12 protein-coding genes are annotated in these 12,027 nt (G+C 53.1%); 10 read left to right on the top strand and 2 right to left on the bottom strand.

What is annotated here, in order from left to right:
- Positions 1-107 precede the first annotated feature (107 nt).
- Positions 108-611, bottom strand: coding sequence for a non-heme ferritin-like protein (locus IM290_RS14685; protein ID WP_017384424.1), 504 nt, complete (start codon positions 609-611; stop codon positions 108-110).
- Between the two features lie 503 nt (positions 612-1,114).
- On the opposite strand from IM290_RS14685, the gene IM290_RS14680 reads away from it, so the two are divergent.
- From IM290_RS14680 to otsA, 6 genes are all read left to right on the top strand, one after another.
- A complete protein-coding gene (locus IM290_RS14680; protein ID WP_193041525.1) occupies positions 1,115-1,672 on the top strand; it encodes a DJ-1/PfpI family protein in 558 nt (185 codons plus the stop codon).
- A gap of 316 nt (positions 1,673-1,988) precedes the next feature.
- Positions 1,989-2,978 (top strand): arabinose ABC transporter substrate-binding protein AraF, encoded by a 990-nt coding sequence (araF, locus tag IM290_RS14675; RefSeq protein WP_017384422.1) that lies wholly within the window; start codon positions 1,989-1,991, stop codon positions 2,976-2,978.
- Between the two features lie 71 nt (positions 2,979-3,049).
- Positions 3,050-4,564, top strand: a complete 1,515-nt coding sequence (gene araG, locus IM290_RS14670; protein WP_193041512.1) for an L-arabinose ABC transporter ATP-binding protein AraG — start codon at positions 3,050-3,052, stop codon at positions 4,562-4,564.
- A gap of 14 nt (positions 4,565-4,578) precedes the next feature.
- A complete protein-coding gene (gene araH / locus IM290_RS14665) occupies positions 4,579-5,559 on the top strand; it encodes an arabinose ABC transporter permease AraH (RefSeq protein WP_003859689.1) in 981 nt (326 codons plus the stop codon).
- Positions 5,560-5,712: 153 nt separating this feature from the next.
- Positions 5,713-6,516 carry a trehalose-phosphatase gene (gene otsB / locus IM290_RS14660; protein ID WP_193041513.1) on the top strand — a complete coding sequence of 268 codons (804 nt, stop codon included), beginning with the start codon at positions 5,713-5,715 and terminating at the stop codon, positions 6,514-6,516.
- Positions 6,491-7,915, top strand: coding sequence for an alpha,alpha-trehalose-phosphate synthase (gene otsA / locus IM290_RS14655; protein ID WP_015570257.1), 1,425 nt, complete (start codon positions 6,491-6,493; stop codon positions 7,913-7,915). The genes otsB and otsA overlap by 26 nt, the downstream gene beginning before the upstream one ends.
- Before the next feature lie 15 nt (positions 7,916-7,930).
- Here the strand turns inward: otsA and uspC are convergent, their stop codons facing one another.
- The gene (gene uspC / locus IM290_RS14650) at positions 7,931-8,359 is read right to left on the bottom strand and encodes a universal stress protein UspC (RefSeq protein ID WP_193041514.1); all 429 of its coding nucleotides are present in this window, start codon (positions 8,357-8,359) and stop codon (positions 7,931-7,933) included.
- A 796-nt stretch (positions 8,360-9,155) separates the two neighbouring features.
- Here uspC and flhD point away from each other — a divergent pair.
- From flhD to motB, 4 genes are all read left to right on the top strand, one after another.
- The gene (gene flhD / locus IM290_RS14645) at positions 9,156-9,506 is read left to right on the top strand and encodes a flagellar transcriptional regulator FlhD (protein WP_003859693.1); all 351 of its coding nucleotides are present in this window, start codon (positions 9,156-9,158) and stop codon (positions 9,504-9,506) included.
- A gap of 2 nt (positions 9,507-9,508) precedes the next feature.
- Positions 9,509-10,087 (top strand): flagellar transcriptional regulator FlhC, encoded by a 579-nt coding sequence (flhC, locus tag IM290_RS14640; protein WP_003859695.1) that lies wholly within the window; start codon positions 9,509-9,511, stop codon positions 10,085-10,087.
- Positions 10,088-10,210: 123 nt separating this feature from the next.
- On the top strand, positions 10,211-11,098 hold the full coding sequence (motA, locus tag IM290_RS14635; RefSeq protein WP_003859696.1) for a flagellar motor stator protein MotA: 888 nt from the start codon (positions 10,211-10,213) through the stop codon (positions 11,096-11,098).
- The gene (gene motB, locus IM290_RS14630) at positions 11,095-12,024 is read left to right on the top strand and encodes a flagellar motor protein MotB (protein ID WP_003859697.1); all 930 of its coding nucleotides are present in this window, start codon (positions 11,095-11,097) and stop codon (positions 12,022-12,024) included. Before motA ends, motB begins: the two co-directional genes overlap by 4 nt.
- Positions 12,025-12,027: the final 3 nt, after the last annotated feature.

Genomic DNA, 12,027 nt, shown 5'->3' with positions numbered 1-12,027 from the left:
CGTATGTTCCCCCTCACCCCTGCCCTCTCCCTCAAGGGAGAGGGGGCCGTCTGTGCAGGCATTATTTTGTGGGGAACTCTCAGCCCTGACGGGAGCGGGTGAAGGACTTAGTGGTGTTGCACGGTAGCAATGTCGAGAAGATGGCGGTCCGTCTGCTCCAGACAAATCCCCGCGCGTTTCGCGTTGCGGATTTCATCTGCGAGCGTCTTCAGCAGCATGCCATCCTGCTGCTGCTCTCTGTCCATATCACGTAAAAACTTGAGGGTAATGATGTCCCGTTGCGCTTTGGCTTCATCAGCCAGTTTGCTCAGCTTCGCACAGCGTTGCTCATACTCTTCGAGCGTTTTCTGAAACAGTTCTTCCAGAGAAGTGTAATTATCTTCAATCGTTTCAAGCTCTTTGACGGTAGGGTTTGCCCCGACAGCTTTCAAAAAGTTAAAGACGCGCATCATATGCGTGACGTTACTTTGCGCCTGAGTACGAAAGAAGGTGGCAGTGCCGTTGAGGCTTTTTCTGGAACACCACGCGCTCAAATGCAGATGCAGATTTGAAGCATAAAACTCCAGGTTCATCTGGGCATTCAGTTTTTGCATCATTGTTTGGGTAGTCATTCTCATATCCTTATTGACTGTGGGACTTGATGTCCGCTACTTAACCTGACCCGGCAGGTATTGACGATTGAATGGCAGAAATAGATTTCTGCAAGGTAAAAAACTCGAAAATTCACTTCCTGTGTTCGATTTAAATAAGCATACGCTTCTCTTTGACTTAAGAAAACTCTTAATCGGGCTGTGTTTACCATACATTACAAATTTAAATATAGCCCAGAACAGAAAGAGGGTTAAGAGATTGGATTTAATATAACTTGTTGATTTTAATGGGTGTAAAATTAATATCGCTCATTTTTATCGTTTCAGGAAACGTTCTTTGGCGGGAAATTCTGTAAAAGTGTTAAATCAGAAATAATATCTGCAAATATATCCTGTCGTATCAAATTTGAGCTAAATCAATTTTCACTCAATATACGGTTCTGTGATCGCGTCGCAAGATTGTGATCTGATAAAGAGTGAAAATGAAACACTGTTTTACATCGTTTCATTCGTTGAGGTTTATGATGGCTAACGTTGCGGTGCTGCTGGCACCCGGTTTTGAAGAAGCAGAAGCGATTATCACGATTGATATTCTGCGGCGTTTACAGATTGAGGTGGAGACGCTGGCCTGTGCGGAGTCCCGTGCGGTAGTGAGTTACCACAATATCCCCATGGTGGCTGACAGTACGTTAACGGAGCGCATTAATACGCTGTATGACGCAGTCGTGTTGCCCGGTGGGCCGCAGGGGAGCGTCAATCTTGCGGCTAGCAAGCAGGTGATCCGCTTTGTTTCCGCGCATGACGAGCAGGGCAAACTCATCTGCCCGATCTGCTCTGCGGCCGCGCGGGTGCTGGGCGGTAACGGGCTACTGAAGGGGCGTCGCTACGTCTGTTCCGGCGATCTGTGGCAGGGCGTTGATGAGGGAGTATATGTGGATGCGCCGGTCGTGGTGGATAATAACCTCATTAGCGGCAAGGGGCTGGGGCACGCTTTTGACTTTGCGCTGACGCTCTCTGCTCGTCTGTTGGGTGACGACGCCCCCGTGCGCGATCATGCTGAACACATCTATTACCGCTGGTAATTTTTCTGCCGGGCGCTAAGGCGTCCGGGTTACAGGGATTTCTTAGCTGACCTTATGGATAATCCTGCTTAACTCCCTTCCATTTGTAGGACAATTAGGTCCTTTTTTATGTCATTTTTCGCTGAATTTATGTACGCAATTACTGTAATTCTGCGGTGTGATGTCGCTCTCTTATGGATGATTAATTTCCCGCTAAAACTATCTCCAGCAATAACGCTTATGACGAGGTAAGCGCTAATGCCTTGTTTTAAGTCCGATTAAATAAGTTGTTCGCCATTATTCCCTACAGATAAGAATGCTAAAGCTGGAGTTTACCATGCACAAATTTACTAAAGCGCTGGCGGCCATCGGCCTGGCTGCCGTTATGTCACAATCCGCTATCGCTGAAAATTTAAAGCTCGGTTTTCTGGTTAAACAGCCGGAAGAGCCGTGGTTCCAGACCGAATGGAAATTTGCTGATAAAGCCGGAAAAGATTTGGGATTTGAGGTAATTAAAATCGCCGTACCTGACGGTGAGAAAACGCTGAACGCCATTGATAGCCTGGCGGCCAGCGGCGCGAAAGGTTTCGTTATCTGTACGCCGGATCCAAAACTGGGGTCAGCGATTGCCGCGAAAGCGCGCGGTTACGACATGAAAGTGATTGCGGTGGACGATCAGTTCGTGAATGCCAAAGGTAAACCGATGGATACCGTTCCGCTGGTAATGATGGCGGCCACTAAAATCGGTGAGCGTCAGGGCCAGGAGCTCTACAAAGAGATGCAAAAACGCGGCTGGGATGTCAAAGAGACCGCCGTGATGGCCATTACCGCTGACGAGCTGGACACCGCCCGTCGTCGTACCACCGGGTCCATGGACGCCCTGAAAGCGGCTGGCTTCCCGGAAAAACAGATCTACAAAGTACCGACCAAATCCAACGATATTCCGGGCGCCTTTGATGCGGCGAACTCCATGCTCGTCCAGCATCCGGAAGTGAAGCACTGGCTGGTGGTGGGGATGAACGACAACACCGTACTGGGCGGCGTGCGTGCAACGGAAGGCCAGGGCTTTAAAGCACCGGACGTGATCGGGATCGGCATCAACGGCGTTGACGCCGTGAGCGAACTGTCTAAAGCGCAGGCGACCGGTTTCTACGGCTCTCTGCTGCCAAGCCCGGATGTCCACGGCTATAAATCCAGCGAAATGCTCTACAACTGGGTGACCAAAGGGGTTGAGCCGCCGAAATTCACCGAAGTGACCGATGTGGTGCTGATCACCCGCGATAACTTCAAAGAGGAGCTGGCGAAAAAAGGACTGGGCGGTAAGTAATACGCTGTGATTGCGCCCCTCACTCACCGTGAGGGGCCAGACGTACACACTACAGAAATCACGGAGTCGTTATGCAACAGTCTGATCCGTATCTCTCTTTCCGCGGCATCGGTAAAACGTTCCCCGGTGTAAACGCGCTGACCGATATCAGCTTCGACTGCTATGCCGGCCAGGTTCACGCCCTGATGGGGGAGAATGGCGCGGGTAAATCCACGCTGCTAAAAATTCTCAGCGGCAACTATACGCCCACCACCGGCACGCTGGCTATTCGCGGCGAAGAGGTGGCCTTTGCCGACACCACGGCAGCGTTAAATGCGGGCGTCGCCATCATCTATCAGGAGCTGCATCTCATTCCTGAAATGACCGTGGCGGAGAACATCTATCTGGGCCAGCTTCCGCATAAAAGCGGCGTGGTCAACCGCTCGCTGCTCAACTATGAAGCGGGCTTGCAGCTCAAGCACCTTGGGCTGGATGTCGATCCGCAAACGCCCCTTAAGTATCTCTCCATCGGCCAGTGGCAGATGGTGGAAATTGCCAAAGCGCTGGCACGTAACGCCAAAATTATCGCTTTTGACGAGCCAACCAGCTCGCTCTCGGCGCGTGAAATAGAACATCTCTTTCGCGTGATCCGCGAGCTGCGCAAAGAGGGCCGCATCATTCTGTACGTTTCTCACCGAATGGAAGAGATTTTTGCCTTAAGCGATGCCATCACCGTGTTTAAAGATGGCCGCTACGTGCGCACCTTCACCGATATGCAGCAGGTCAACCATGACCAACTGGTGCAGGCGATGGTCGGACGCGATCTCGGGGATATTTACCACTGGAAACCCCGCGAGTATGGCCCGGAGCGTCTGCGTCTGGATAACGTCAAAGCCCCGGGCGTGCGCACACCCATTTCACTCTCGGTGCGCAGCGGCGAAATCGTCGGGCTGTTTGGCCTTGTGGGGGCAGGGCGCAGCGAGCTGATGAAAGGGCTGTTTGGCGGCACCCGCATAACCCAGGGCCAGGTTTTCGTCGACGGGAAAAAGGTCGATATTCAGAAGCCTGCGCAGGCGATTAACGCGGGGATTATGCTCTGCCCGGAGGATCGAAAGGCCGAGGGCATTATTCCGGTGCACTCGGTGCGCGACAACATCAACATCTCTGCCCGGCGCAAGTTCATCCGCGCGGGATGTCTGATTAACGACGGCTGGGAGGCGAGCAACGCGGATCACCATATCCGTTCGCTGAACATCAAAACCCCCGGGGCTGAACAGCTGATCATGAACCTGTCCGGCGGCAATCAGCAAAAAGCCATTCTGGGGCGCTGGCTGTCGGAAGATATGAAGGTCATTTTGCTGGATGAGCCAACGCGCGGTATCGACGTGGGGGCGAAACACGAAATCTATAACGTCATCTATGAACTGGCAAAACGCGGTGTGGCGGTCCTGTTCGCCTCCAGCGATCTGCCTGAGGTGCTGGGCGTCGCCGACCGCATTGTTGTGATGCGTGAAGGTGAAATTGCCGGTGAATTGCTGCATGAACAGGCGAATGAACAACAGGCGTTGAGTCTCGCCATGCCTAAAGTTAGCCAGGCTGTCGCCTGAGTAAGGAGTCAATGATGTCCTCTGTTACTACATCCGGAGCGCCGAAGTCGGCTTTCAGTTTTGGCCGCATCTGGGACCAGTACGGCATGCTGGTGGTCTTTGCTGCCCTGTTCGTCGCCTGCGCGATTTTTGTGCCGAATTTCGCCACGTTCATCAATATGAAGGGGCTGGGGCTGGCTATCTCCATGTCCGGCATGGTGGCCTGCGGAATGCTGTTCTGCCTGGCCTCCGGCGATTTTGACCTGTCGGTTGCCTCGGTGATTGCCTGTGCTGGCGTCACCACTGCCGTGGTGATCAACATGACCGAAAGCCTGTGGATCGGCGTGCTGGCCGGGCTGCTGCTCGGCGTGCTGAGCGGCCTGGTGAACGGGTTTGTCATTGCGCGCCTGAAGATTAACGCCCTGATTACGACGCTGGCGACCATGCAAATCGTGCGCGGTCTGGCCTATATCATCTCCGACGGGAAAGCCGTGGGGATTGAAGACGAGCGTTTCTTCACGCTGGGCTATGCGAACTGGCTGGGGCTGCCTGCGCCAATCTGGCTGACGGTAGGCTGTTTGATCCTGTTCGGTTTCCTGCTTAACCGCACCACCTTTGGCCGTAACACGCTGGCGATTGGCGGCAATGAAGAGGCGGCGCGTCTGGCGGGTGTCCCGGTCGTACGGACCAAGATCATTATCTTCGTGCTTTCCGGGCTGGTATCGGCGGCGGCGGGGATTATTCTGGCGTCGCGTATGACCAGCGGCCAGCCAATGACCTCCATTGGATATGAGCTGATCGTCATCTCAGCCTGCGTTTTAGGGGGCGTTTCCCTCAAGGGCGGCATCGGAAAAATCTCATATGTGGTGGCGGGGATCCTGATTCTGGGGACCGTGGAGAACGCCATGAACCTGCTTAATATTTCTCCGTTCTCTCAGTACGTCGTACGCGGCCTGATCCTGCTGGCAGCGGTGATCTTCGACCGTTACAAGCAAAAAGCGAAGCGTACCGTCTGATTTATTTTTAGCCATCAATATGCTCAACTATTAACCATAGTTGACCCCCTGACCGGCCCGCCAGTTTTGCTGACGGGCTGGTTGCCAAATGGCGAGCACCGTCACACTGTCTATACTTACATGGCTGTTTTGTTCACTGTAAGGAGGATTAGGGTGGCTGACTTGTTAACCGCACCGCCTGTACTGCCCGGAAAATTTGCTTTCTTTTTTGACCTCGACGGGACGCTCGCCGGGATTGAACCGCATCCGGATGACGTCGTTGTACCGGACACGGTGTTAGAGAATTTGCAGCAGCTCTCCCGACAGAACGAGGGGGCACTGGCATTGATTTCAGGGCGCTCAATGGCCGAGCTGGACGTGCTCGCCAGTCCTTATCACTTTCCGCTGGCCGGTGTGCACGGAGCGGAGCGCCGCGATATCCATGATCAACTGCATATAGTTTCACTCCCCGACACGCTGATTCAGGCGCTGCATAAGCAACTCTCTTCGGCTCTGGAAATGCTTCCCGGTACGGAACTGGAAGCCAAAGGCATGGCCTTTGCGCTGCACTACCGTCAGGCGCCCCATCATGAGGCGGCGATATTTGCGGTGGCAAGAAGCGTGGCGGAAGCCCATCCGGAGCTGGCGTTACAGCCGGGTAAATGTGTGGTCGAGATTAAACCGGCAGGAATTAATAAAGGCGCTGCCATTGCAGCGTTTATGGCGGAAGCGCCGTTCAAAGGGCGTACGCCAGTCTTTTTTGGGGATGACCTGACCGACGAGGCCGGGTTCAGGGTGGTAAACCAGGCCCAGGGCATGTCTGTCAAGGTGGGATCTGGTGAAACCATTGCCGGATGGCGGCTGGAAAATGTCGCCAGCGTCTGGCAGTGGATATCTGACGTCGCTAACCAGCAACAACAACAAATAGCGCAAAACAACGGGAGAAATCATTATGGGTCGCTTAGTCGTCGTCTCTAATCGCATCGCACCGCCGGATGATAAAAAAGCCAGTGCCGGTGGCCTGGCGGTCGGGGTATTAGGTGCCCTCAAAGCCGCGGGTGGTCTCTGGTTTGGCTGGAGCGGGGAAATCAGTAATGATGAGAAACCGCTAAAAAAGGTGTCACGGGGCAATATCACGTGGGCCTCCTTCGCCCTTAGCGAGAAGGACTACGATGAATATTATTCCGAGTTCTCAAACGCCGTGCTGTGGCCAGCGTTTCACTATCGTCTGGATCTGGTGAAATTCCAGCGTGAGTCCTATGAAGGCTACATGCGCGTTAACGCGCTGCTGGCAGATAAACTGCTGCCGCTGATCGAAGAAGACGATATTTTATGGATCCACGATTACCATCTGCTGCCCTTCGCCAGGGAGCTACGAAAACGAGGTGTGAAGAACCGAATCGGCTTCTTCCTGCATATTCCGTTCCCTACCCCGGAGATCTTTACGGCTCTGCCGCAGCATGATGAAATTCTTGAAGCGTTGTCTGATTACGACCTGCTCGGTTTCCAGACGGAAAATGACAGGCTGGCGTTCCTCGACAGCGTGTCGGGTAAAACCCGGCTGGTCACTCACGGCGGCAAATCTCACACCGCGTGGGGACGAAATTTCCATACCGAAGTCTACCCGATTGGTATTGAGCCAGACGAAATCGCAGAGCAGGCCTCTGGTCCGCTGCCGCCGAAGCTTGCCCAGCTCAAGGACGAACTCAAGCACGTTAAGAATATCTTTTCGGTTGAACGACTGGATTATTCCAAAGGGTTGCCGGAGCGATTCCTCGCTTATGAAACCCTGCTGGATAAATTCCCGCAGCATCACGGCAAGATCCGCTATACCCAGATAGCGCCGACCTCGCGCGGTGAGGTTCAGGCTTACCAGGATATTCGTCACCAGCTGGAGACCGAAGCAGGGCGCATCAACGGGCGCTATGGTCAGCTCGGCTGGACTCCACTTTTCTATCTGAATCAGCACTTTGAGCGCAAAATCCTGATGAAAGTGTTCCGCTATGCGGACGTCGGGCTGGTCACCCCGCTGCGCGACGGGATGAATCTGGTGGCAAAAGAGTATGTAGCAGCACAAGATCCTGCTGACCCGGGCGTGCTGGTGCTGTCCCAATTTGCCGGTGCGGCAAACGAGTTAACCTCGGCGCTGATTGTGAACCCTTACGATCGCGATGACGTGGCAAATGCCCTGAACCGCGCGTTAACCATGCCGCTTGCGGAACGTATTTCACGTCATTCAGAAATGATGGAGACCATCGTTAAGAATGATATCAACCGCTGGCAGGCGCGTTTTATTGACGATTTGCGCGCGATCCAGCCGCAAACTCAGGAAGGTGATCTGCAAAAAAAGATCGCGACCTTCCCTAAACTCGCCTGATTTTCTCCGGGGGCATTAATTGCCCCCGAGAGGCACCAGCAGGACATCCACCTGGCTTGACGAAACGATGGATTTTGCCGAGCATGCCGCCCGGGAAAAAAAGCTCTGGTTATGATTTCCGCAAATGACCAGGTCAACATTCTGTTTCTGACAAATGTCGAGAATATGTCCACTTAACTCGCCGGTGGCAATCACCGTCTGGTGGACAGGATATTTTGCCCGCTCAACCAGCTCGCGCAGAAATTGCTGCGTTTCCTCCTGAAGAACCTCACGAATATCTTCCAGCATTGGCGCTGCCAGTTGATTATACATTTCGGGTTCAGCCGCCAGGGTAATCAGACTTATGCGGGCATTATTCGGGCGGGCAATGGAAACGGCACGGGCGACGAGTGGATGACTTTCGGGGGAAACCGCAACAGAAACAAGAAGATGGGAGTAACTCATCACACACTCCTTTTATGTCAGAATGACACGTTTCTCAAGCTTTACCGCGAATCTGCCGCTTCTGCAAGAGGCACATGCGACAATAGTGTGAAGCTTATCATAATTATTCATTAATTATTCTTATAAGAAGAATAACGAAATGGGGACGCTAAATGAAAGTAATTAACAACTTAACGTAAATCACACATTTAGCCTTCCGTGCTGTTAAATCGCGTTAACCGATCGTCAACGCAAGCGTGATGGTTACCCATGGAAACTTTTTTCTCGAAAGGAAAACTTAAGCTGCTGTTTTTACTTAATTAACTCCGCCTCTTCTCTGGCGTTCTCGCCCGTTGTGACGCGAAAGGGCAGTGCTTCTTCGACGTAGCAATTTTCATACCCGATCCCCTCATCCCTCTGCATGAGTATTCGTTCCATAAGAATATAAACAAGCTTCAGTTGCTCAATAAATAGTCAAATTACAAGTCACGCTGATGGATTTATGGGTTACATTCGCGTAAATTATGTGACGGAGATCACATTTTTTTTAAATTCCAGGGGGGGCTGCATTGTATGTGTCAAAACTGACGAGTAGAGTTTGCGTCGAATTAGGAAAAATCTTAGTTATTTGTAAGAAAAGATAAAATGTGTAACCGACATTTTGGCCATGTTAACCGGTCACGCGCTTTACGACGTACAAACCTAAATTCAACTATGCATTTGGCCTTTTCTTTTTATACCGGGTGATTTCCCGGCGACATCACGGGGTGCGGTCTTTCCGCATAAAAATAATAGTTGGTTATTCGGGATGGGAAAAATGCATACATCCGAGTTGCTAAAACATATTTATGACATCAATTTGTCGTATTTATTGCTCGCGCAGCGTTTGATTAGTCAGGACAAACCGTCAGCGATGTTTCGTCTGGGTGTTAACGAAGAGATGGCAACCATGCTGGGTGGATTAACCCTCCCGCAAATGGTCAAGCTGGCTGAAACCAATCAACTTGTCTGCCAGTTCCGTTTTGATAACCCGCAGACCATTACGCGTCTGACTCAGGAATCCCGCGTGGACGATCTGCAACAGATCCACACCGGTATTCTTCTCTCCACCCGCCTGCTCAACGAAATCAGCCAGCCTGATGACGTAGCCCGGAAGAAAAGGGCTTAACAATGAGCGAAAAAAGCATTGTTCAGGAAGCCCGTGATATCCAGCTGGCGATGGAACTCATCACGCTCGGTGCGCGTTTACAAATGCTGGAAAGCGAGACGCAGCTGAGCCGTGGTCGTCTGATCAAGCTGTACAAAGAATTGCGTGGTAGCCCGCCCCCAAAAGGCATGCTGCCGTTTTCGACTGACTGGTTCATGACCTGGGAGCAGAACATTCATGCTTCCATGTTCTGTAACGCCTGGCAGTACCTGCTTAAAACGGGCTTATGCAGCGGCGTTGATGCCGTGATCAAAGCCTACAAACTTTACCTTGAGCAATGCCCGCAGCAGGAAGAGGGACCCCTGCTGGCGCTGACCCGCGCCTGGACGCTGGTGCGTTTTGTTGAAAGCGGAATGCTTGAATTGTCCCGCTGCAACTGCTGTGACGGCAATTTCATTACCCACGCGCACCAGCCTGCGGGCAGCTTCGCCTGTAGTTTGTGCCAGCCTCCATCCCGAGCCGTAAAAAGACGTAAACTTTCCCGGGATGCTGCCGATATTATTCCACAACTGCTGGATGAACAGATCGAACACGCTGTTTAACCCGAACCTGTGGGCAAGATTCCAGCAGCGGTAAGCGATTACCGCTGCTTTTTTTTACCCTGCGTTCAGGTCATGCGCTCGAAATGAACGTCCTGCCATAGTCACTAGCGGAAGGATGATGTCGTGCTTATCTTATTAGGTTACCTGGTAGTTCTCGGTACAGTTTTCGGCGGTTACATGATGACCGGCGGGCACCTTGGAGCACTCTATCAACCGGCTGAACTTGTCATCATCGGCGGTGCAGGGGTAGGGGCTTTTATCGTTGGTAACAACGGCAAATCGATCAAGGGCACGCTGAAGGCGATTCCGCTGCTGTTTCGTCGCTCGAAATACACCAAAAGCATGTATATGGATCTGCTGGCGCTGCTCTATCGCCTGATGGCGAAGTCACGTCAGCAGGGGATGTTCTCGCTGGAGCGGGACATCGAAAACCCGAAAGAGAGCGAAATTTTCGCCAGCTACCCGCGTATTCTGGCCGACGCGATGATGCTCGATTTTATCGTCGATTACCTGCGACTGATCATCAGCGGCAACATGAACACCTTCGAAATTGAAGCCCTGATGGACGAAGAGATCGAAACCCACGAGAGCGAGTCCGAAGTACCGGCCAACAGCCTGGCGCTGGTGGGCGACTCGCTTCCGGCGTTCGGCATCGTGGCGGCGGTCATGGGCGTTGTTCATGCCCTGGCCTCGGCGGATCGCCCGGCGGCTGAACTGGGGGCGCTGATTGCCCACGCGATGGTGGGGACCTTCCTCGGTATTTTACTGGCCTACGGCTTTATCTCCCCGCTGGCGAGCGTGCTGCGCCAGAAGAGCGCCGAAACCACCAAAATGATGCAGTGCGTGAAAATTACGCTGCTCTCAAACCTCAACGGCTATGCGCCACCGATTGCCGTCGAATTTGGTCGTAAGACGCTTTACTCCAGCGAACGTCCGTCGTTTATCGAACTGGAAGAGCACGTGCGCGCGGTGAAAAACCCTAACCAACAGACGACAACTGAGGACGCATGAAAAACCAGTCCCATCCGATCGTCATCGTAAAAAAGCGCAAGCATAAGGGGCACGGGCACGGTTCTCACGGCTCCTGGAAGATCGCGTACGCCGACTTTATGACCGCCATGATGGCCTTCTTTCTGGTGATGTGGCTGATCTCCATCTCCAGCCCGAAGGAGCTAATCCAGATTGCGGAATATTTCAGAACGCCGCTGGCGACGGCGGTTACCGGCGGGCCGCGCATTTCGAACAGCGACAGCCCGATCCCCGGCGGCGGTGACGATTATACCCAGCAGCAGGGCGAAGTGAAAAAACAGCCTAACATCGACGAGCTGAAAAAAAGGATGGAGCAGGCGCGCCTGAAAAAACTGCGCGGTGACCTGGATCAGCTGATTGAAGCGGACCCTAAGCTGCGCGCGCTGCGTCCGCATCTGAAAATTGACCTGGTACAGGAAGGGCTGCGTATTCAGATCATCGACAGCCAGAACCGGCCTATGTTTAAAACCGGCAGCGCCGACGTGGAGCCCTACATGCGCGATATTCTGCGTGCGATTGCACCGGTGCTGAACGGTATTCCAAACCGCATTAGCCTGTCCGGACACACGGATGATTTCCCGTACGCCACGGGAGAGAAAGGATACAGCAACTGGGAGCTTTCTGCCGATCGCGCCAACGCCTCGCGTCGCGAGCTGGTGGCGGGTGGGCTTGATGATGGCAAGGTCCTGCGCGTGGTCGGCATGGCTGCAACCATGCGCCTTACCGACCGCGGACCGGATGATGCCATCAACCGTCGTATCAGTCTTTTAGTGCTGAACCAGCAGGCGGAGCAGGCCATCCTGCATGAAAACGCCGAAAGTCAGAATGAGTCACTGGACGATTTAAAACAGCCTGGGGCCGTCCCTTCGGCTGCCGTTCCAACATCGCCACCAGCCAATCCGAGGTGATAG

Source organism: Enterobacter cloacae complex sp. S1, from assembly GCF_014930525.1.
In the GTDB taxonomy this organism is placed as follows: Bacteria; Pseudomonadota; Gammaproteobacteria; order Enterobacterales; family Enterobacteriaceae; genus Enterobacter; species Enterobacter hormaechei_C.
The sequence above is the reverse complement of the archived record's forward strand: the minus strand, read 5'-3'. Positions and strand labels throughout refer to the sequence as shown.